The organism is Pseudomonas sp. 25 R 14, assembly GCF_900004755.1.
In the GTDB taxonomy this organism is placed as follows: Bacteria; Pseudomonadota; Gammaproteobacteria; order Pseudomonadales; family Pseudomonadaceae; genus Aquipseudomonas; species Aquipseudomonas brenneri.
Map to the genome: position 1 here is coordinate 65,175 of NZ_CVTS01000010.1, position 20,946 is coordinate 86,120.

The 20,946-nt window shown below is 61.2% G+C and carries 16 protein-coding genes; 8 read left to right on the forward strand and 8 right to left on the reverse strand.

All coding sequences use genetic code 11. The features are described 5' to 3' along the window. Positions 1-40: 40 nt before the first annotated feature. Positions 41-520: an SOS-induced cell division inhibitor SulA gene (sulA, locus tag BFQ03_RS01605; RefSeq protein WP_032863311.1), complete on the reverse strand. Its 480-nt coding sequence runs from the start codon at positions 518-520 to the stop codon at positions 41-43. Positions 521-530: 10 nt separating this feature from the next. Next, on the reverse strand, positions 531-1,139 hold the full coding sequence (lexA, locus tag BFQ03_RS01610) for a transcriptional repressor LexA (RefSeq protein ID WP_029300096.1): 609 nt from the start codon (positions 1,137-1,139) through the stop codon (positions 531-533). A gap of 263 nt (positions 1,140-1,402) precedes the next feature. Between lexA and psrA the strand changes: the two genes are divergently transcribed. Both psrA and nagZ read left to right on the forward strand, forming a co-directional pair. Next, complete coding sequence (gene psrA, locus BFQ03_RS01615) at positions 1,403-2,110, forward strand: transcriptional regulator PsrA (RefSeq protein WP_032863310.1); 708 nt, start codon at positions 1,403-1,405, stop codon at positions 2,108-2,110. 140 nt (positions 2,111-2,250) lie between these two features. Continuing rightward, entirely contained in the window at positions 2,251-3,261 is a 1,011-nt protein-coding gene (gene nagZ / locus BFQ03_RS01620; protein ID WP_065942365.1) for a beta-N-acetylhexosaminidase, read from the forward strand. Positions 3,262-3,356: 95 nt separating this feature from the next. Here the strand turns inward: nagZ and BFQ03_RS01625 are convergent, their stop codons facing one another. Genes BFQ03_RS01625 through mfd form a run of 3 tightly spaced genes read right to left on the reverse strand, consistent with a single transcriptional unit; the run spans position 3,357 to position 10,086 of the window. Then, positions 3,357-6,050, reverse strand: coding sequence for a DEAD/DEAH box helicase (locus BFQ03_RS01625; protein ID WP_065942366.1), 2,694 nt, complete (start codon positions 6,048-6,050; stop codon positions 3,357-3,359). 9 nt (positions 6,051-6,059) lie between these two features. Further along, the gene (locus BFQ03_RS01630; protein WP_032863307.1) at positions 6,060-6,626 is read right to left on the reverse strand and encodes a CsiV family protein; all 567 of its coding nucleotides are present in this window, start codon (positions 6,624-6,626) and stop codon (positions 6,060-6,062) included. A gap of 10 nt (positions 6,627-6,636) precedes the next feature. Beyond that, on the reverse strand, positions 6,637-10,086 hold the full coding sequence (gene mfd / locus BFQ03_RS01635; RefSeq protein WP_032863306.1) for a transcription-repair coupling factor: 3,450 nt from the start codon (positions 10,084-10,086) through the stop codon (positions 6,637-6,639). A 338-nt stretch (positions 10,087-10,424) separates the two neighbouring features. Here mfd and BFQ03_RS01640 point away from each other — a divergent pair, with 338 nt between their 5' ends. Then, positions 10,425-11,888, forward strand: coding sequence for a glyceraldehyde-3-phosphate dehydrogenase (locus tag BFQ03_RS01640; RefSeq protein WP_032863305.1), 1,464 nt, complete (start codon positions 10,425-10,427; stop codon positions 11,886-11,888). Positions 11,889-12,050: 162 nt separating this feature from the next. Here the strand turns inward: BFQ03_RS01640 and BFQ03_RS01645 are convergent, their stop codons facing one another. After that, a complete protein-coding gene (locus BFQ03_RS01645; RefSeq protein WP_032863304.1) occupies positions 12,051-13,349 on the reverse strand; it encodes an MFS transporter in 1,299 nt (432 codons plus the stop codon). A 263-nt stretch (positions 13,350-13,612) separates the two neighbouring features. Between BFQ03_RS01645 and BFQ03_RS01650 the strand changes: the two genes are divergently transcribed. Together BFQ03_RS01650 and sthA are read left to right on the forward strand one after the other, a co-directional pair. Then, the gene (locus BFQ03_RS01650) at positions 13,613-14,626 is read left to right on the forward strand and encodes an FAD:protein FMN transferase (RefSeq protein ID WP_065942367.1); all 1,014 of its coding nucleotides are present in this window, start codon (positions 13,613-13,615) and stop codon (positions 14,624-14,626) included. Between the two features lie 190 nt (positions 14,627-14,816). Then, positions 14,817-16,211, forward strand: a complete 1,395-nt coding sequence (gene sthA / locus BFQ03_RS01655) for a Si-specific NAD(P)(+) transhydrogenase (RefSeq protein WP_024074093.1) — start codon at positions 14,817-14,819, stop codon at positions 16,209-16,211. 42 nt (positions 16,212-16,253) lie between these two features. Here sthA and BFQ03_RS01660 read toward each other — a convergent pair whose 3' ends face one another. Further along, entirely contained in the window at positions 16,254-16,976 is a 723-nt protein-coding gene (locus BFQ03_RS01660) for a glycerophosphodiester phosphodiesterase (RefSeq protein WP_032863302.1), read from the reverse strand. Positions 16,977-17,020: 44 nt separating this feature from the next. After that, positions 17,021-17,605 (reverse strand): PilZ domain-containing protein, encoded by a 585-nt coding sequence (locus BFQ03_RS01665; protein ID WP_032863301.1) that lies wholly within the window; start codon positions 17,603-17,605, stop codon positions 17,021-17,023. A 94-nt stretch (positions 17,606-17,699) separates the two neighbouring features. Between BFQ03_RS01665 and BFQ03_RS01670 the strand changes: the two genes are divergently transcribed. Genes BFQ03_RS01670 through BFQ03_RS01680 form a run of 3 tightly spaced genes read left to right on the forward strand, consistent with a single transcriptional unit; the run spans position 17,700 to position 20,945 of the window. Further along, on the forward strand, positions 17,700-18,950 hold the full coding sequence (locus BFQ03_RS01670; RefSeq protein WP_032863300.1) for a lipoprotein-releasing ABC transporter permease subunit: 1,251 nt from the start codon (positions 17,700-17,702) through the stop codon (positions 18,948-18,950). 7 nt (positions 18,951-18,957) lie between these two features. Next, complete coding sequence (gene lolD, locus BFQ03_RS01675; RefSeq protein WP_167360824.1) at positions 18,958-19,641, forward strand: lipoprotein-releasing ABC transporter ATP-binding protein LolD; 684 nt, start codon at positions 18,958-18,960, stop codon at positions 19,639-19,641. A 59-nt stretch (positions 19,642-19,700) separates the two neighbouring features. Continuing rightward, positions 19,701-20,945, forward strand: a complete 1,245-nt coding sequence (locus BFQ03_RS01680; protein WP_065942368.1) for a lipoprotein-releasing ABC transporter permease subunit — start codon at positions 19,701-19,703, stop codon at positions 20,943-20,945. The last annotated feature ends 1 nt before the right edge of the window (position 20,946 follow it).

Consider the following 20,946-nt stretch of genomic DNA (forward strand, 5'->3'; position numbering starts at 1 on the left):
TGTACCACTCCCGATAACGCGTTGCGCGTCAGGCTCGGGCTTATCCCAAACGAATATTCAAGCTCTGTGCATCGCCCGTACGCGCTGCACTGATCAACTGCTGCTTGGCCGAAGCGCCCAGTGGATTCAGCCAACTGACCACCGTGTGGCTGCGTCCGAGGCGCAGCGCTTCACAGGTCAGTTGCTGGGCGCTCTGGGTGCCGCGTGGTTGCAGCAGCAGGATGCGTTCACGGTTCAGGCCCGCATCCCGCAACCAGGCCTGGGTCAGGCTGGAGGGCGGGGCGATCAGGGTCAGCCAGCGGGCATCCTGTTCTTCGCTCAGGTTGCGAAGAATGGGGGCCAGCAGGCTCAGGCAGTTCCCGGCAGCGCCGCGCAACGACAATTCACTGAATACCTCAGGTTCAGCGGTGGCGGTCCATGGGGACTGCACCGTCTCGTTGAGGATAGGTGCAAGTGGCTGGGCCAGAAAGGCCTCAAACAGCGGCAGTTGTGTGTGTTGTTGCACGTGTGGGAACTGCATGATGCCTCCGTTAGCGGCGAATAACGCCGACACTCAAGCCTTCGATCACCAGGTCCTGATCCTTCAGGTTGACTTCAATCGGCGAAAACTCGGGGTTTTCTGCCAGCAGCCAGACTTTGCTGCCTTCGCGCTTGAAGCGCTTGACCGTCACTTCATCGCCGATGCGGGCCACGACGATCTGGCCGTTGCGCGCTTCGCGGGTGGTGTGGACGGCCAGCAGGTCGCCGTCGAAGATGCCCACGTCCTTCATGCTCATGCCATGGACCCGCAGCAGGTAGTCGGCGCGAGGATGGAAGAAGGTCGGGTTGATATTGCAGGACTCTTCGACGTGCTGTTGTGCAAGAATCGGCGCACCGGCAGCGACCCGGCCGATGATCGGCAGGGTCGATTCGTCAGCCTTGGCCTCAAAGCCAGGGATACGAATGCCGCGCGATGCACCAGGGGTCATTTCGATCGCGCCCTTGCGGGCAAGGGCCTTCAGGTGTTCTTCGGCAGCGTTGGGGGATTTGAACCCCAGCTCCAGGGCGATTTCAGCCCGGGTCGGCGGATAGCCGTTGTCGTCGAGGCAGCGCTTGATAAAAGCGAGAATCTCAGCTTGGCGTGGCGTCAGTTTTAGCATGTTGATCGCTCTGTCTTTTTATACAGTGACTGGGATTATATACAGTGAACTGCGCTTGGCAATCATCGTTTTTGCCGACTCCGCCGGACGGTCATCCGTCGGTCCTTGCAAAGCCTTGGGATAGCGCTGCCAACAGGCCGTTGAAGATGTGATTAAATAGGTGCGAATCGGGTGACTGCCCGGCCGGAAAACGGACCTGCAGGCTTGACATTGCACAAGGTGAAACGTATGTTTCAAACAAGTGTTTGTCAGGCGGAGTAGCCATGGCCCAGTCGGAAACCGTTGAACGCATTCTCGATGCTGCCGAGCAGTTGTTCGCGGAAAAAGGATTTGCTGAAACTTCATTGCGGCTGATCACCAGCAAGGCCGGGGTCAACCTGGCGGCAGTGAACTATCATTTCGGCTCGAAAAAGGCTTTGATCCAGGCGGTGTTCTCACGCTTCCTCGGGCCGTTCTGTATCAGCCTCGACCGTGAGCTGGAGCGGCGCCAGGCCAAGCCTGACAATAAGCCAAGCCTGGAAGACCTGCTGGAAATCCTCGTCGAACAGGCCCTGGTGGTACAACCGCGCAGTGGCAACGACCTGTCGATCTTCATGCGCCTGCTGGGCTTGGCTTTCAGTCAGAGCCAGGGCCACTTGCGACGTTACCTTGAGGACATGTACGGCAAGGTATTCCGTCGTTATATGTTGCTGGTCAACGAGGCGGCCCCGCGTATTCCCCCTATCGAATTGTTCTGGCGCGTGCACTTCATGCTCGGTGCTGCGGCATTCAGCATGTCGGGGATCAAGGCCTTGCGCGCCATTGCCGAGACGGATTTCGGGGTCAATACCTCCATCGAGCAGGTGATGCGCCTGATGGTGCCTTTCCTGGCAGCCGGCATGCGTGCCGAAAGCGGTGTCACCGACCCGGCCATGGTGGCCGCGCAGTTGCGCCCCCGCAGCAAGTCTGTGCCCGTGCCTGCCAAGGTTTAACCACTGGCGTCTGGGCGCCACCGCTTGCATCCGCTAAGCTAGCCGCCCATGCCGATTTCAAACAGTTACCCGCACCCCGTCACCTTGCCAGGTCAAGCCTGGCAAGGTGACGGGGTGCGCGCGTCATTCAAGGAAAAATTATGACTGCTGCCCTGCAAGGCTCTTTGATGGTGGACGTCGCCGGCACCTGGCTGACGGCTGAAGATCGTCACTTGTTGCGCCAGCCTGAAGTGGGCGGCCTGATCATTTTTGCGCGCAACATTGAACATCCACGGCAAGTGCGGGAGTTGAGCGCGGCTATTCGCGCGGTACGCCCGGACCTGCTGCTGGCTGTCGATCAGGAAGGCGGGCGAGTGCAGCGCCTGCGCCAGGGCTTTGTGCGTCTGCCGGCCATGCGCGCCCTGGCGGACAATCCCAATGCCGAATACCTGGCCGAGCAGTGCGGCTGGGTCATGGCCACGGAAGTACTGGCTGTTGGCCTGGACCTGAGCTTCGCCCCGGTGCTGGACCTCGACTACCAGCGCAGCGCCGTCGTAGGCACGCGCTCGTTCGAAGGCGATCCAGAGCGCGCCGCGTTGCTGGCCGGGGCCTTTATCCGGGGCATGAACAGCGCCGGCATGGCTGCCACTGGCAAGCATTTCCCGGGCCACGGCTGGGCCGAGGCAGACTCCCACGTCGCCATTCCCAATGACGAACGCAGCCTGGAACAGATTCGCGCCCATGACCTGGTGCCGTTCGCACGCCTGAGCAAGCAGTTGGCTGCTGTGATGCCTGCGCATGTGATCTACCCGCAGGTCGATAACCAGCCGGCAGGTTTCTCGCGCCGCTGGTTGCAAGACATCCTGCGCGGTGAGTTGCAGTTCGATGGGGTGATTTTCAGTGATGACCTGTCCATGGCCGGTGCTCATGTGGTGGGGGATGCGGCGAGCCGTATCGAGGCCGCTTTGAGCGCAGGTTGCGATATGGGTCTGGTGTGCAATGACCGTGCGGCCGCCGAGCTGGCCCTGAGTGCAGCCCAGCGCATGAAGGTCACGCCGTCGGCGCGGATTGCCCGTATGCGTGGGCAGGCGATTGCCTCGACTGACTATAAGCAGAACCCACGTTGGTTGGCGGCGCTCGGCGCGCTTCGGGATGCTCAGTTGATCGAATAGGATTGAGGTGCGCCTATCGCAGGCAAGCCAGCTCCCACATTTGAATGTATTCACAGATCAAAATGTGTGGCTTGCCTGCGATAGGGGCCTAACAGTCAGCGCTTCTCTTGCTTATTGGGCAGCGGCGCAAACAGCGCCTCGATATCCTCGTTGCCCAACTTCCAGTCGCCAGTGGTGCGTCCATCCAGCACGCCCGCCGCCAGGTCTGACTTTTCCTGCTGCAACGCCTGGATCTTCTCTTCCACGGTACCGCGCGCAATCATCTTGTACACAAACACCGGTTTTTCCTGGCCGATGCGATAGGCGCGGTCGGTGGCCTGGTTTTCCGTGGCCGGGTTCCACCACGGGTCGTAGTGGATCACGGTGTCGGCTTCGGTCAGGTTAAGCCCGACGCCACCGGCCTTGAGGCTGATGAGGAAGATCTGCAACTTGCCACTTTGGAAGTCCTTGACCGGCGTGCGGCGGTCGCGGGTCTGGCCGGTCAGCAAGGCATAGGCGACTCCGCGTTTTTTCAGCTCGATCTCAATCAGGCTGAGCATTGAGGTGAACTGGGAAAACAGCAGAATCCTGCGCCCTTCGGCAAACAGCTCATCAAGCATCTCCATCAGGCTGTCGAGCTTGCCCGAGCTGCTGCCGCGTGCGGGCAGGGTGGCATCGTTGACCAGGCGCAGGTCACAACAGACCTGGCGCAGCTTGAGCAGCGCTTCAAGAATGATGATCTGGCTGCGGGCCACGCCCTTGCGGGTGATCTCGTCGCGGACCTTCTTGTCCATGGCCAGGCGCATGGTTTCGTACACGTCACGCTGGGCTTCATTGAGATCGACCCAGTGGATGATCTCGGTCTTGGGCGGCAGCTCGGTGGCCACCTGTTCCTTGGTGCGGCGCAGCAGGAACGGTTTTATCCGGCCGTTGAGGTGCTGCAATCGCACCTCGCTGCCGCGTTTTTCGATGGGCACGCGGTAATCACGGTTGAAGCTCTTAACATCACCCAGCCAACCCGGCAGCAGGAAGTGGAACAGCGACCACAGCTCGCCCAGGTGATTTTCCAGCGGCGTGCCGCTCAGGCACAGGCGCTGGCGTGCATTCAGCTCGCGGGCGGCCTGGGCGGCCTTGCTGGTGGGGTTCTTGATGTATTGGGCTTCGTCGAGGATCAGCACATGCAGCGGCTGCGCGGCCAGTTGCTCGATGTCCTTGGGCAGCAGGGCATAGGTGGTCAGCAGCAGGTCGTAATCCTGCAATTGTGCGAAGTGCTTCTTGCGTGCGGCTCCGTACAGCGCCAGGACCTTGAGCTGCGGGGTGAAGTGCGCCGCTTCGTCGAGCCAGTTGGGGATCAGGCTGGTCGGCATCACCACCATGCACGGTCGGTCCAGGCGCCCGGCGATTTTCTCGCTGAGAATATGCGCCAGGGTCTGCAGGGTTTTGCCCAGGCCCATGTCGTCTGCGAGAATCCCGCCCACTTCCAATTGGCGCAGGGACTGCATCCAGCTCAGACCTTCGAGCTGATACGGGCGCAATGTCGCGTTCAGGCCCTCGGGCGCCGTGCAGGTGAAGTCCTTGATATCCCGCAGGCGTTGGGCAAAGTTGCGGATAAGTTCGCCGCCTTCCCATTGCAGGGGCAGGTCTTCTAGCGAGTTGAGGCGAATGGCGTCGGCCTTGGCCAAGCGCAAGGCGGTGCTGCCGGGCTCTTGCAGGTAGAACTCGCCGAGGGTTGCCAGCACCGGTTTGAGCCGGCCATAGGGCAGCGCCACCTGCAGTGGGCCGTGGCCGCCATTGGGCAAACCGGGGATGTTCACCAGGATCAGTTCGTCGTCGCGGCGGCGCGCGAGCTTTTCCGGGTTGAGGATTTCGGTGTGGGAGCGCATCAGGTTCAACAGGATCGGCAGCAGGCTCAGGCGTTCGCCATTGACGATAATCCCCAGCTCCAGGTCGAACCAGTCGCGCTCCGGCACTTCATCGACGCTGGCGTACCAGTCATCGACGGGGCTCAGGTCGAAGCCGAAGTCCTCATCGATCTGCAACTCCCAACCCTCGGCGCGCAGGGTGGGCGAGGCGTTGAGGGTGAAGTTCAGCCAGGCGCTGTCATTGACCATCTCAAACAGCTCGCCGGCGCTTTCCGGCAAGGCCTTGCTCTGGCGGGTGGCGATCTTGAAACCGAGCAGGCGCAATTGTTCGCGATACTGTTGCTCGATCTCGGGATGGCGCTTGATCCGCAGGCTCTGGGTTTCCTGGCGGACTACGATGTCGGCATTTTTCTGGCCGCTGACGTAGTTGCCCAGGTAGTTGAACGACAGCGCCGCGCGGTGCTGGATGTAGCGCTGCATCTTGCCGTTGCGCGGCTCAAAGGCGCTGAACTCGATGCTGGCCAGCCACAGGCGCGGGATCGGCTGCACGTCTTCGAGCACCACTTGTGGCAGCACTACGCGGTTATCCAGCACGGCCTGGAGCTTCTCCAGCAGCTCGGCGTCCTTGGCCGCTGCCGGAAAGGCCAGGGTTTCCTGAACCTGCAGAAGTACTGCGGCAATGTGTTTGCAGTTGGTGTGCACGGGGCAGGTGCAGCGGCTGTCCACCAGGATCAAGGTGCCTTTGGCCGATTCGCGCAGGGAGATGGTCTGGCGGTAGACATTGCCGCCTGAGCCTTCGCAGCTGGCGATGATGGTGCTGTCGCCTGACTCGACGATGCGTACGCGGTTTTCCAGGGCGTAGCGCCGGCCGCGCTCCAGGCTTTGCTCCTTGAAGCGGTTGGCCCAGGAAGGCGCCAGGGGTTTGGTCAGCGGCGACGGCAGGGACATGGTACTGGATCAGTCCGCCAGGCCGGGCGGTGGTGCGCTCGGTGGTTTGGCGGTGAGGGAGGTGATCTTGACCAGTAGGGCCAGGTGGCCGCCGTCCAGGTAGTTGAGTTGGTTGTTCTTGGTGCGTACGTCCGGCTGGCTCAGGTGTTCACTGGCAATCACGCTGCCGTTGCTGTCGAACTGGTTGAGCCAGAAGCTCGCATCAATCCGGGTGAAGCGCCCCAGTTGCAGGTCCAGGGTGCCCTGGATGGGGAACTGGCCGAACTGTTCCTGGCCGTCGGTGATCTTCAGCTTGACCGCCTGTTCGCCCAGGTTCTGTTCCCAGGCCTTGTGCAGCAGCACGGTGTAGTCGCCACTGGCCTGGAGTTTCTCGACGATATTGTTCAGGCGTGGCGGGCTGATTTTCTCGATGCCCTGGCGCGCGTCGACAGCCCAGTTTTCCGGGGCGGGCCGGCTGTTGAGCTGGGGTTCCGCATTCTGGCGGACGAGGATCATTTCCACCTGGTAGAGGCTGTCGGCAAACGCCGAAGGTGCGACTACCACCAACAACAGGCTCAGGATACGAAACAGGCGCATGGGGCGTCCTTCAAGCAGATTTCGGGATGAGGCGTTCAAACAGCGCCTCCAGTGTATTAAAGCGCTCTTCTGCACGTTCCATCGGCACCATGAATTTGAACAGCGTGGCGCCTTCGAATTTGTAGCGGTTGGGCTGGCCCTGGATCAACTTGATCAACACCAATGGGTCCACCGGCGTCTGCGCTTCGAACTCGATACGCCCGCCTTGAGGGCCGGCGTCGACCTTCTTGATCCCCAGTTGCTCGGCCTGCAACTTGAGCAGGGTCAGGCGCACCAGGTTCTTGGTCGGTTCCGGCAACAGGCCGAAGCGGTCGATCATCTCCACTTGCAGGTCCTTGAGGCCTTCTTCGTCGGTGGCCGAGGCGATGCGCTTGTACAGGATCAGCCGCGCATGCACGTCTGGCAGGTAGTCCTCGGGAATCAACGCCGGCAAACGCAGGTTGATTTCCGGGCCGCCGCCCAGTGGTTGGTCGAGGTTCGGCTGCTCGCCTTTGCGGATGGCCTTCACCGCGCGCTCCAGCATCTCCATATAGAGGGTGAAGCCTACGGCCTGGATCTGCCCGCTCTGGCCGTCGCCCAGCAGTTCACCGGCGCCACGGATTTCCAGGTCGTTGGTGGCCAGCACAAAGCCCGCGCCCAGGTCCTGGGTGTTGGCGATGGCTTCCAGGCGTTTTTCGGCGTCACCGGTAATCTGCTGGCGCGGTGGCGTCAGCAGGTAGGCATAGGCCTGGTGGTGACTGCGCCCGACCCGGCCACGCAGTTGGTGCAACTGCGCCAGGCCGAACTTGTCGGCACGCTCGATAATGATGGTGTTGGCGCTCGGCACGTCAATGCCGGTCTCGATGATGGTCGAGGCGATCAGCACGTTGAAGCGCTTGTGGTAGAAGTCGCTCATCACCTGTTCGAGTTCGCGCTCGCGCATCTGCCCGTGGCCGATGCCGATCCGCGCTTCCGGCACCAGTTCGGCGAGGTCGGCGGCGCATTTCTCGATGGTTTTCACATCGTTGTGCAGGTAGTAGACCTGGCCGCCGCGCAGCAGCTCGCGCAGCAGGGCCTCTTTGATCGTGCTGTTGTTCTGCTCCATGACGAACGTGCGCACCGACAGGCGTCGCGCCGGCGGCGTGGCGATGATCGACAGGTCGCGCATGCCCGACACCGCCATGTTCAGTGTGCGTGGGATCGGCGTGGCGGTCAGGGTGAGGATGTCGACCTCGCTGCGCAAGGCCTTGAGCTGCTCCTTCTGGCGCACGCCAAAGCGGTGTTCTTCGTCGATGATCACCAGGCCCAGGTTCTTGATTTTCACGTCGTCCGACAGCAGTTTGTGGGTGCCGATGACGATGTCGATCTTGCCTTCGGCCAGATCGGCGACAGCGGCATTCACTTCCTTGGCCGACTTGAAGCGGCTCATCACCTCCACGGTCACCGGCCAGTCGGCAAAGCGGTCGCGGAAGCTGTTGTAGTGCTGCTGGGCGAGCAGGGTGGTCGGCACCAGGATCGCCACCTGGCGGCCGCCATGCACCGCGATAAACGCGGCGCGCATCGCCACTTCGGTCTTGCCGAAGCCCACATCGCCACAGACCAGGCGGTCCATGGGCTTGGGTGCGAGCATGTCGGCGCGCACCGCATCGATGGTGGTTTGCTGGTCCGGGGTTTCTTCGAAGGCGAAGCCGGCGCTGAAGGTGGCGTAGTCGGCCTTCGGGTCGGCGAACGCATAACCTTCGCGGGCTGCACGACGGGCATAGATGTCCAGCAGTTCGGCGGCCACGTCGCGCACCTGTTCGGCGGCCTTGCGCTTGGCTTTCTGCCAGGTCTCGGAGCCCAGGCGGTGCAACGGCGCGAGGGCGTCGTCGCTGCCGGTGTAGCGTGCGATCAGGTGCAGGTTGGCCACGGGCACGTAGAGCTTGGCGCCCTCGGCGTATTCCATAGTGAGGAATTCAGCGGCTTGGTTGTCGATCTCCAGGGTCTGCAGGCCCAGGTAGCGCCCCACACCGTGGTCGATATGCACCACCGGTGCGCCTTCGCGCAGTTCGGTGAGGTTCTTGATCACCGCGTCGTTGTTGGCATCTGCACGTTTTTCCCGGCGCCGGCGCTGCATCACGCGTTGGCCGAACAGCGGGCTCTCGGCAATCAGCGCCAGGGCCGGATCATCCAGTTGCAAGCCTTCGTTGAGCGGGGCAATGGTGATCGCCAGGCGGTCCTTGCCGGCCACGAAGTCCGGCCAGCTGTCGACGGTTTTTGGCCGCAGCTTCAGGCGTTCCAGCAACTCCAGCAGCACTTCGCGGCGCCCGGCGGATTCGGCGGTAAACAGCACGCGGCCCGGGAAGTCGCCGAGGAAGTCGGACAGCGCTTGTAGTGGTTGGGTGGCCTTGGCTTCGATGGCCAGGTTCGGCAGGGCCTGGGCGGGGAAGCGTTCGCGACCGACACCGGCTTCTACATCCTGTTGGCTGGCGACCACGCGCGGCCAGTTCTTGAGGCGGGCGAAGCAGTCTTCTACCGGCAGGAACAGCTCGGCAGGCGGCAATAAAGGCCGGGATGGATCGACGCGGCGCTCTTCATAACGGTTACGCACATCGTTCCAGAAGTTTTCCGCTGCCTGTTCGATGCCTGGCAGCGAGAACACCTGGGTGTCCTGGGGCAGGTAATCGAACAGGGTCGAGGTTTCATCGAAGAACAGCGGCAGGTAGTACTCGATACCGGCGGGGGTAATCCCGCTGCTCAAGTCCTGGAAGATCGGGCAACGGCGGAAGTCCACGTCAAAGCGTTCGCGAAAGCGCGCCTTGAAGCGTGTGACCGCGTCTTTTTGCAGGGGGAACTCCCGGGCCGGCAGCAGCTTGATCGACTGCACCTTGTCGATGGACCGCTGGTTTTCCGGGTCGAAGGTGCGCAGGGTCTCGATTTCGTCGTCGAACAGGTCGATGCGGTAGGGCAGTTTGCTGCCCATCGGGAACAGGTCGATCAGCGCACCGCGCACCGCGAACTCACCATGCTCGTACACCGTATCGACGCAGCGATAGCCGCTGGCTTCCAGGCGGGTGCGCATTTGCTCCACATCGAGCTTCTGGCCGATATCCAGCACCAGGCTGCTGCCGAGCAGGAACTTGGTCGGCGCCAGGCGGTGCAGGGCGGTGGTGATCGGCACCACCAGCACGCCGTGGGCCAGTTCCGGCAAGCGGTACAGGCTGGCGATGCGCTGGGAGATGATGTCCTGGTGCGGCGAGAACAAGTCGTAGGGCAGGGTTTCCCAGTCCGGGAAATGCAGCACCGGCAAATCGGGGGCGAAGAAGCTCAGCTCCTGCTCCAGCCGTTCGGCACTTTGGCTGTCGGCGGTCAGTAGCAGGGTAAAGCGCTTGGCTGCACTGGCAGCCTCGGCAATGGCCAGGCTCAGGGCGGCACCGGGCAGATTGCCCCAATGCTGTTTACCTGCCTCGGCAGGGAGTAGCGGTAGACGCAGGACGGGCACGGAAGGTTGAGCTCCAGCGTTGCGACAAAGTCGGTAATTGTAACGGCCCGGAGTGCCGCCTGTCAGTTGCTGACTGTGCCTATTACGGTTTGTAGGAAATGTAGTGGCTAAGACAAACAATGCGCGGTTTTGACTCGATATGTAGTGCAAAAATGCATGGATGTTTCGGAGGGTTACGGACAAGTCGCCCGGGTCTTTCCCTGAGGGGTACGCTGGAAGCCGCGTATTTACTGGGCTGTAGCGCGGCGAAAATTATTTGCAAGGGCTTTTGTTGCGTGGCGCGCATTGCTCCGAGGGCGGTCGGGCGGCATAATGTAGCCCCTTTTTTCTGCCCCTACATGTGGAAGGTTCCCGTGACTCAGAAGCCCGACCAGTGTCTTGGTGAATGGATCGACCGTGAAGCACTCGCTGAAGCGATGATTCCGCTTATCGGTCAGCTGTACCGCAATAACAATGTGGTGAGCTCGATCTATGGCCGCAGCCTGATCAACCAATCAGTCATCGCGATTCTCAAGGCTCATCGCTTTGCTCGCCATCGTTCTGCCGACGATAGCGAACTCTCCGTCCACGAAACATTCCCTCTGCTTAAAGCCATGAGCGAGCTCAAGCTCGGCGCGGCTTCGGTGGACCTGGGCAAGTTGGCCTATAAATTCCGCAACGAAGGCAATGGCCGTACTGCCGAGCAGTTCGTCCGTGAAGAAATGGCCGACGTGGTTGGCCAGCAAAACGCTGCGGCCCGCAAAGGCACCGACGTTGTGTTGTACGGCTTCGGTCGTATCGGCCGCCTGCTGGCGCGCATCCTGATCGAAAAAACCGGCGGTGGCGACGGCCTGCGCCTGCGGGCCATTGTCGTGCGCAAAGGCGCCGAGAACGACCTGACCAAGCGCGCCAGCCTCTTGCGCCGCGACTCGGTACACGGTTCGTTCAATGGCACCATCACCATCGACGAAGAAAACAACACCATCACCGCCAACGGTAACCTGATCCAGGTGATCTACGCGAAGAACCCGACTGAGGTGGATTACACCCAGTACGGCATCCAGAACGCATTGCTGGTGGACAACACCGGTGTATGGCGTGATGCCGACGGCCTGGGCCAGCATTTGGCCTGCCCGGGTATCGACCGCGTTGTGTTGACCGCGCCTGGCAAGGGCAAGCTGAAGAACATCGTTCACGGCATCAACCACAACGAAATCACCGCTGACGACAAGATCGTGTCCGCCGCTTCCTGCACCACCAACGCCATCGTGCCGGTGCTCAAGGCAGTGAATGACAAGTTCGGCATCATCAACGGCCACGTCGAAACCGTTCACTCGTACACCAACGACCAGAACCTGATCGACAACTTCCACAAGGGCGATCGCCGTGGCCGTAGCGCCGCGCTGAACATGGTCATCACCGAGACCGGTGCGGCCACCGCTGCTGCCAAGGCCCTGCCTGAGCTGGCCGGCAAGTTGACCGGTAACGCGATCCGTGTGCCAACGCCGAACGTGTCGATGGCCATTCTCAACCTCAACCTTGAGAAAGCCGCCACCCGTGAAGAGATGAACGAGTATCTGCGCTACATGGCGCTGCACTCCGATCTGCATAAGCAAATCGACTTCGTCAATTCCCAGGAAGTGGTATCGACCGACTTCGTTGGCTCACGCCACGCCGGTGTGGTGGATGCTGAAGCGACCATCACCCAGGATAACCGCGTTGTTCTGTACGTCTGGTACGACAACGAGTTCGGTTACAGCTGCCAGGTGGTACGCGTGATGGAAGACATGGCTGGGGTCAACCCGCCTGCGTTCCCACGCTAAGCATCAGCGCTAAATGAAAAAGCCCCGACTGGTTCGGGGCTTTTTTATGCCTGGGGGTTTTGTGTTGGGTTTCAAGGCCTCATCGCGGGCAAGCCTGCTCCCACAGTTTGATTTGCGAATACATTCAAATGTGGGAGCGGGCTTGCCCGCGATAGCGATCTATCAGGCCCCACCGACCACCGAAGCCTGCGCAGTGCGCAGTTCATGCCGGTTACCCTTGAACAGCACCAGGGTCGCAACCAACCCCAGCACCGCCGCCCCACTGAGCCAGATCCCCGGCGCGGCCTTGTTATCCAGCACATGGATCAGGTAGGTACAGGCCGCTGGAGTAAAGCCGCCAAAGGTCGCGGTCGCCAGGCTGTAGGCCAGGGAGAAACCGGTGGTGCGCACCTCAACTGGCATGATCTCGGTCAGGGCGACCACCATGGCGCCGTTATACGAGCCATAAAGGAACGACAACCACAGCTCGACGATCAGCAGATGACTGAAGCTGGGGTTGGCCACCAGCCACGACAGAGCCGGGTACGCCGTGAGGATGGCCAGAATAGTCGCCCCCAGCAGTAGGGGTTTACGGCCAATCTTGTCCGACACTGCCCCCATGACCGGCAGCCAGAAGAAGTTCGACAAGCCGATGCACACGGTAACCAGCAACGCATCGAGGTCTGACAGGTGCAACTCGGCCTTGCCGAAGGTCGGTGTGTAGGCGGTGATCAGGTAGAACGACACCGTGGTCATCACCACCAACGCCATGCCGGCCAGGACGATGCCGAAATTCTGGCCAATGGAGCGGATGATTTCCTGCAGGGTAGGGCGATGTTTGCGCGCCTGGAATTCTGGGGTTTCTTCCAGGGAGCGGCGAATCACGAAGATCACTGGCACGATCAGGCAACCGATCAGGAACGGCACGCGCCAGCCCCATTCACCCATTTCCTCGGGGCTCAGCCAATGGTTCAGGCCTACGCCCAGCAGGCCGGCAAATACCACGGCGGCTTGTTGGCTGGCGGACTGCCAACTGACAAAGAAACCCTTGCGCCCCGGGGTGGCGATTTCTGCCAGGTACACCGAGACCCCGCCCAGCTCGACACCCGCAGAAAAGCCTTGCAGCAACCGGCCAAACAGCACGATCAGCGGTGCGGCCACCCCGAGGGTGGCGTAGCCAGGGACGCAGGCGATCAGCACGGTGCCGGCAGCCATCATGGCCAGGGTGATCACCAGGCCTTTTTTACGGCCGTGGCGGTCGATGTAGGCACCGAGGAAAATCGCCCCCAGCGGGCGCATCAGGAACCCGGCACCGAAGGTCGCCAGGGACAGCATCAGGGACGCAAAGGCGCTGTCGGCAGGGAAGAAGGTCTTGGCGATGGCCGTGGCGTAGAAGCCGTAGACCATGAAATCGAACATTTCGAGGAAGTTACCGCTGACAACGCGAAAGATCGCCTTGCCTTTGCCCGTGGTGCTGGACATGTCATTTACTCAACTGGCTATCTTGTTGGAAATCCCTGGTTGTTGTTCGTCCGTGCTGCAGGATCTAGGCGCGCGGCGGCGCCAAAGAGTTTTGTAACCATATGTGTATCCGTGGTGGTGAGCAACAAAAACCGTTAGCAAGCTGGCTATTAGCCCCTGGCCAGGCCTCATCAGGCGACGACATGCCGCATAATGGCCCGCCCCGAAAATATGCTTGAGTGCGGCTTCATTCAGTTTTCAGTAGCGATAAGGTTGTGTGGCTTATGGACGGTTTGCGATACGCAGTGGTGGGGGCTTTGTTGGCTATCCTGGCGGGCTGCGACAAAGGTGAGCCTCTGGAGGCTTTTGGTGGCCCGACCATGGGCAGCACTTATTCGATCAAATATGTCCGCACCCCCGGCACGCCGGCGGCCAGAGATGTGCAGCCGCAAGCGGAGAGCATCCTTGGTGAGGTCGACCGGCAGATGTCGACCTATCGCAGCGATTCCGACATAGAGCGCTTCAACGATCTGCCGGCCAACAGTTGCCAGCCGATGCCCGAGCCGATCCTGCACCTGGTGCGCACCGGCGAGCAGTTGTCCCAGGCCAGTGGCGGCGCTTTTGACCTGACGGTCGAGCCACTACTGAACCTGTGGGGCTTCGGTCCCCAGGCGCGGCAGGTAAAGGTCCCGGACCCCATGGCGTTGGCCCAGGCACGCCAGCGCGTCGGCCATCAGCATCTGCGCATCGAGGCTGGCCAGTTGTGCAAGGATGCGGCGGTTCAAGTGGACTTCAACAGCATCGCCGCCGGCTACACGGTGGACCGGATTGCCGGGCGGCTTGAACAGTTGGGTATTCACCGGTATCTGGTCGAAGTGACTGGCGAACTCAAGGCCGCCGGGCGCAAACCTGACGGCACGCCCTGGCGCGTGGCCCTGGAAGAACCGCGTGATGACCAGCAGGTGGCCGAGCGGATTATCGCGGTGGACGGTTTCGGCGTATCGACTTCAGGTGACTACCGCAATTATTTCCAGCAGGATGGTCGCCGCTATTCCCACACCCTCGATGCCCGCAGTGGGGCGCCGATTACCCATCACCTGGCGTCGGTCACGGTGCTGGATCCTTCGGCGTTGATGGCCGACGGTTTGTCGACGTTGCTGTTGGTGTTGGGGCCTGAAGAAGGCTGGGACTATGCAGAAAAACACCGAATCGCGGCATTTTTTGTGATGCGTGAGGGGGATGCTTTCGTCACACGCAGCAACAAAGCGTTCGAACAACTGACGCCGGTCAAGCCGTAATCAATACGGTGTAGTAAAGGCAAAACTGGCCTACGACGCGACCAAGGGTTAATGTGCGCGGCGTTGAGCCTTATATAGACTGTGCCCCGGCTCACACACCTGAGCCTATTTGATCCTTCATGACCGCTGGCCGCGGCATGATTTAGCCAGGCGCCCAACCGTGCGCCCTGGCCTGTTCTGAGGAGTACGCATGGCTGTCTACAACTACGACGTGGTGGTACTGGGTTCCGGCCCAGCTGGAGAAGGTGCGGCGATGAACGCCGCCAAAGCTGGGCGCAAGGTGGCGATGGTCGATAGCCGGCGTCAGGTCGGCGGTAACTGCACCCACCTGGGCACCATCCCGTCCAAGGCCCTGCGTCACTCGGTGCGCCAGATCATGCAGTTCAACACCAACCCGATGTTCCGGGCCATTGGTGAGCCGCGCTGGTTCTCGTTCCCGGATGTACTGAAAAGCGCCGAAAAGGTGATTTCCAAGCAAGTTGCCTCGCGTACCGGCTACTACGCCCGTAACCGCGTCGACTTGTTCTTTGGTACCGGCAGCTTCGCCGACGAGCAAACCGTCGAGGTGGTCTGCGCCAATGGCGTGGTCGAGAAACTGGTGGCCAAGCACATCATTATCGCCACCGGCTCGCGCCCGTATCGCCCGGCGGATATCGATTTCCACCACCCGCGTATCTACGATAGCGACACCATCCTCAGCCTGGGCCACACCCCGCGCAAACTGATCATCTATGGCGCCGGCGTGATTGGCTGTGAATACGCCTCGATCTTCAGCGGCCTGGGTGTACTGGTGGAGCTGGTGGACAACCGCGACCAGTTGCTGAGCTTCCTCGACTCGGAAATTTCCCAGGCGTTGAGTTACCACTTCAGCAACAACAACATCACCGTGCGCCACAACGAGGAATACGACCGCGTTGAAGGCCTGGACAACGGGGTGATCCTGCACCTCAAGTCCGGCAAGAAGATCAAGGCCGATGCCTTGCTCTGGTGCAATGGCCGTACCGGCAACACCGACAAGCTGGGCATGGAAAACATCGGGGTCAAGGTCAACAGCCGTGGCCAGATCGAGGTGGATGAAAACTATCGCACCTGCGTCACCAACATCTACGGTGCGGGCGATGTGATCGGCTGGCCGAGCCTGGCCAGTGCTGCCCACGACCAGGGCCGTTCGGCCGCTGGCAGCATTGTCGACAATGGCAGCTGGCGCTACGTGAATGACGTGCCGACCGGGATCTACACGATTCCCGAGATCAGCTCCATCGGCAAGAACGAACACGAGCTGACCAAGGCCAAGGTGCCTTACGAAGTGGGCAAGGCGTTCTTCAAGAGCATGGCGCGTGCGCAGATCGCCGGCGAGCCGCAAGGCATGCTGAAGATTCTGTTCCACCGCGAGACCCTGGAAGTGCTCGGCGTGCATTGCTTCGGCTACCAGGCCTCGGAGATCGTGCACATCGGCCAGGCCATCATGAACCAGCCGGGTGAGCAAAATACCCTCAAGTATTTTGTGAACACCACGTTTAACTACCCGACCATGGCCGAAGCCTATCGGGTTGCCGCGTACGACGGCCTCAACCGGCTTTTTTGAGCGGCTCCGGCCGGTGGCCTGAGCCGGCCGGGGAGACCGATTTCAGTAATTCCCGAGAGTGGCAGTGGCCAAACCGGGAAAGTCTGTAATCAGGCTATCTACGCCGAAGTCGGCGAGCCTGCGCATCAGCGCGGGTTCGTTGACTGTCCACACAGACACGTGCAGGCCCTGGCGCTGGGCTTTTTCCAGTCGCTCGGGGGTGCACAGCGTCCAGTTCAACGCCAGAATCTCACAGCCGTAGTTCTGGGCGACCTTCAGCGGGTCGAGCCAGGCATATTCGGCGACCAGTCCACGGGATAGGTCCGGCGTCAGGTCCAATGCGGCCTTCAACACTTCCCGCGAGCTTGAGGTCACGGTGACCTTGTCCAGCAAGCCAAACCGCTGGGCCATTTCCCGAATCGCCAGCACGGTGGTCGCGGCGCGGGTGCGCGAGGCACTTTTGACTTCCAGTTGCCAGTGGTCGAAGTCGCACTTTTCGAACAGCTCTTCCAGGCGTGGGATCGGGCAGGGGGTGACCCAGCCCGGGCCGCCCTTGCGCGCGTCCATCTTCACCAGGTCGGCGGCGGCGTATTCCACCACCTTGCCACGGCGGTCGGCGGTGCGCTTGAGGGTCGGGTCGTGGATCACCATCAACTCGCCGTCCATGGACAGGTGCAAGTCCAGTTCGCAACGGCGCACGCCGTGCTTGAGGCATTGCTGGAAGCTGGTCAGGGTGTTTTCCGGTGCTTCGCCTTTGGCGCCGCGATGGCCATAAATCAGGGTCACAGATGCTCCTTTGCGCCAGGTGTCCTGGCTGGATAAATACGAAATCAGGTGTCTAGGCCGTCGTTTTGTTCGCGGGCCAGGCGCCGTTCCTGGGCCTGTTTTTGCAGAATGTAGCGGGCCAGCAACTGGCGCTGGGCGTCGGTCATGGACTCGAACTCGGTGCCAACGTCGAAGCCGCTGCCTTTGGGGTCGCAATGGGTGACTTTGGCTCTTAACAGTAGGCCAAGGGCCTGGGGCATCAGTACCAGCTTGACCGCCAGGTGGCTGCCCGGCGGCAGTGGCGTGGGGTGCTGGAAGTCGATGCCGCCTTCGGAGATGATCACCGGCTGCGGTGCGCCGATCTCACCCAGCAGGCTTTGCGCCATGACCTGGCTGAGCAAATCCATGCGTTTGTTCTGCACCTTGAGGAAGGCGGCGAGGGTGCGGTCGCGCTCGCCAAGCTGGCGCAGCAGGTGCTGGGACTCGAATTCGCTCAGGTGCAGTTCACTGAGCAGATTGAACAGTGGGGAATCATCCAGCAACACTTCCTTGCTCACCGCTTGGGCGGCAGGCAGGCTTTTGATTTGAAGTGCGATCATGTCGTCGATACGGTAGTATTCGCGGCGATCTTCTTCATCTAATGTCGTCATGGCGAACCCCAGGTAACGGTAATGGTCTGAGTGTAAAGCTGCTTACCAGACCCCGCCACCGGGACGTCTTCTTTTCCTCCGAACAAGCCCCGACATGTTCAGACCTCTCTTCGTATTTATCGGCACGCGTTATACCCGTGCAAAGCGTCGCAATCATTTTGTGTCGTTCATTTCCCTGACCTCCATGATCGGACTCGCCCTGGGCGTGGTCGTGATGATCGTGGTGCTATCGGTGATGAATGGCTTCGATCATGAGATGCGCACCCGCGTGCTGGGCATGGTGCCCCACGCGACCATCGAGTCCGGTGAGCCCCTGGCTGACTGGCAAGGCCTGGCCGACAAGGTCAAGCAGAACCCCAAGGTGCTGGCCGTCGCGCCGTTTACCCAGATGCAGGGCCTGTTGACCAACGATGGCAAGGTGCAGAAAGTCCTGCTCAATGCCATCGATCCGGCGCAGGAGCGCAAGGTCTCGATCATTGACCAGTTCATGCAGCAGGGCCAACTCGACGCCCTTACGCCTGGCAGTTTCGGCATCGTCATTGGTGACCGCGCAGCAGCCAAGCTGGGCGTGGCCATCGGCGACAAGCTGACCTTTGTCGCCCCTGAGGTCACGGTGACCCCGGCCGGTATGTTCCCGCGCATGAAGCGCTTTACCGTGGTCGGCATCTTTCATGTCGGTGCCGGCGAGATCGACGGCTTCCTCGGCTTGACCAACCTTACCGACCTGGCTCGCCTGCACCGCTGGAAGCCGGATCAGGTGCAGGGCCTGCGCCTGAAATTCAACGACTTGTTCGAGGCGCCGCGCGGTGCCTGGGAAATCGCCCAGCAGTTGGGTGAAAGCCAGTACTACGCCCGCGACTGGACCCGTACCCACGGCAACCTGTACCAGGCGATCCGCATGGAAAAAGCCATGATCGGCCTGTTATTGCTGCTGATTGTCGCGGTGGCGGCCTTCAACATCATCTCCACCCTGGTGATGGTGGTGAACGACAAGAAGGGCGATATCGCCATCCTGCGCACCCTCGGCGCCACGCCGGGGCAGATCATGGCGATCTTCATGGTCCAGGGTACGGTGATCGGTGTGGTCGGTACCGTGATCGGCACGGTGGTGGGGATTTTCGCCGCGCTGAATGTCAGCGCCGCCATCGCCGGTGTCGAAACCCTGATCGGCCACAAGTTTCTCAACGCCGACGTCTACTTCATCGATTATTTGCCATCCCAGGTGCAGAGCCAGGATGTGTTGATGGTGGGCGGCGCCGCGTTGGTCCTGAGTTTCCTTGCCACCCTGTATCCAGCCTGGCGCGCGGCACGTACCCAGCCGGCGCAGGCTTTACGTTATGAGTGAATCGGGCATGAGTGAAAAAGCAATCCTGAGCTGCCGCAACCTGGGCAAATCCTACGAGGAAGGCCCGGAATCGGTGGTGGTGTTGTCCAACCTGCAGCTTGAACTCCACCCTGGCGAGCGCGTGGCGATCGTCGGCAGTTCCGGCTCCGGTAAAAGTACCTTGCTCAACCTGTTGGGCGGCCTCGATACGCCGTCCCATGGCAGTGTGTGGCTGGCCGGTGAAGAACTCTCGGCCTTGAACGAGAAGGCCCGTGGCCAGTTGCGCAATCGCTCCCTGGGCTTTGTGTATCAGTTCCACCACTTGCTGCCAGAGTTTACCGCCCTGGAAAACGTGTGCATGCCGCTGTTGATCGGCAAGACCGCGATCCCGCAGGCGCGCCAGCGTGCCACGGCGTTGCTGGAGCGCGTCGGCCTTGGCCATCGCCTGGAGCACAAACCGGCAGAGTTGTCCGGCGGCGAGCGCCAGCGTGTGGCGATTGCCCGTGCCCTGGTGAACAACCCGGGCCTGGTGATGCTCGACGAGCCGACTGGCAACCTCGACTCCCACACTGCCCAGGGCATCAAGGACTTGATGTTGGAGCTGAGCACCCAGATGCGCACCGCGTTCCTGGTGGTGACCCATGACATGAGCATGGCCCGGCAGATGGACCGTGTGCTGCACCTGCAGGAAGGTCATCTGGTCGCCATCTGACCTGTTTCAAGCCCGGGCCCCGTGCCTGGGTTTTCTATTTTTTCAGGCGGTGCAAGCGAATGTTCAGACCGTTATCGATTTTCATCGGCACGCGCTATACCCGCGCCAAGCGCCGCAACCGTTTTGTCTCGTTTATCTCGATGACCTCGATGATCGGCCTCGCCCTGGGCGTGCTGGCGATGATCGTGGTGTTGTCGGTGATGAATGGTTTCCAGCGGGAAATGAGCTCACGCATCCTTGGCATGGTGCCGCACGCCACCATCGTCGGCGTCAACCCGATCAGCGACTGGCAACCGGTGGCGGCGGCTGCCCTGAAGAACCCGGAAGTCACGGCGGCCGTGCCGTTCACCGAGATGGAAGGCATGCTGTCGTACAAGGGCTCGATGCAACCGATCCAGATCAGCGGTATTGATCCGGCCCAGGAAGGCAAGGTGTCCATCGTCACCCAGCATATCGTCCAGGGAAGCCTGGAAAACCTGCAGCCGGGTGAGTTAGGCGTGGTGATCGGGGAAATTACCGCGCGCCGTTTCCGCCTGAATGTGGGCGACAAGCTGACGCTGATCGTCCCGGAAATCAGCACTGCTCCTGGCGGTATCACCCCGCGCATGCAGCGGTTGAACGTGGTGGGCGTGTTCAAGGTCGGTGCCGAGCTGGATGGTTCGATGGCCCTGATCCACGTCGCCGATGCCGCGCAAATGCTGCATTGGCAGCCCAACCAGGTGCAAAGCGTGCGCCTGGCGGTCAAGGATCTGTATGCGGCGCCCAAGGTTTCGGCGGATATCGCCACAGGCCTCGGTGCAGCCTACAAGGCGGACGACTGGACCCATACCCAGGGCAGCCTGTTCAGCGCGATGAAGATGGAAAAGACCATGATCGGCCTGTTGTTGCTGATGATCGTGGCTGTCGCGGCCTTCAATATCATCGCCACGCTGATCATGGTGGTGAACGACAAGGGCGCGGACATCGCGATCCTGCGCACCATTGGCGCCACGCCGCGGCAGATCATGGCGATCTTCATGGTCCAGGGCACGGTGATCGGTATCGTCGGCACCCTGATTGGCGGCGTGCTGGGGGTGATTGCCGCGCTGAACGTCAGCGAACTGGTGGGCTGGATGGAGCGCGTGACCGGGCAGCATATCTTCAGTTCGGACGTGTATTTTGTCAGCAACCTGCCTTCGGAACTGCAAGGTGGCGATGTGCTGCTGATTTGCAGTGCCGGGTTTGTGTTGAGCTTTTTGGCGACGATCTACCCGGCGTATCGCGCGGCGAAGATTGAGCCGGCGCATGCCCTGAGATATTCGTAGG

Coding starts and splice junctions, on each gene's coding strand:
- sulA (WP_032863311.1), bottom strand. CDS start 520: ATGCAGTTCCCACACGTGCAACAACACACACAACTGCCGCTGTTTGAG.
- lexA (WP_029300096.1), bottom strand. CDS start 1,139: ATGCTAAAACTGACGCCACGCCAAGCTGAGATTCTCGCTTTTATCAAG.
- psrA (WP_032863310.1), top strand. CDS start 1,403: ATGGCCCAGTCGGAAACCGTTGAACGCATTCTCGATGCTGCCGAGCAG.
- nagZ (WP_065942365.1), top strand. CDS start 2,251: ATGACTGCTGCCCTGCAAGGCTCTTTGATGGTGGACGTCGCCGGCACC.
- BFQ03_RS01625 (WP_065942366.1), bottom strand. CDS start 6,050: ATGTCCCTGCCGTCGCCGCTGACCAAACCCCTGGCGCCTTCCTGGGCC.
- BFQ03_RS01630 (WP_032863307.1), bottom strand. CDS start 6,626: ATGCGCCTGTTTCGTATCCTGAGCCTGTTGTTGGTGGTAGTCGCACCT.
- BFQ03_RS01640 (WP_032863305.1), top strand. CDS start 10,425: ATGTGGAAGGTTCCCGTGACTCAGAAGCCCGACCAGTGTCTTGGTGAA.
- BFQ03_RS01645 (WP_032863304.1), bottom strand. CDS start 13,349: ATGTCCAGCACCACGGGCAAAGGCAAGGCGATCTTTCGCGTTGTCAGC.
- BFQ03_RS01650 (WP_065942367.1), top strand. CDS start 13,613: ATGGACGGTTTGCGATACGCAGTGGTGGGGGCTTTGTTGGCTATCCTG.
- sthA (WP_024074093.1), top strand. CDS start 14,817: ATGGCTGTCTACAACTACGACGTGGTGGTACTGGGTTCCGGCCCAGCT.
- BFQ03_RS01665 (WP_032863301.1), bottom strand. CDS start 17,605: ATGACGACATTAGATGAAGAAGATCGCCGCGAATACTACCGTATCGAC.
- BFQ03_RS01670 (WP_032863300.1), top strand. CDS start 17,700: ATGTTCAGACCTCTCTTCGTATTTATCGGCACGCGTTATACCCGTGCA.
- lolD (WP_167360824.1), top strand. CDS start 18,958: ATGAGTGAAAAAGCAATCCTGAGCTGCCGCAACCTGGGCAAATCCTAC.
- BFQ03_RS01680 (WP_065942368.1), top strand. CDS start 19,701: ATGTTCAGACCGTTATCGATTTTCATCGGCACGCGCTATACCCGCGCC.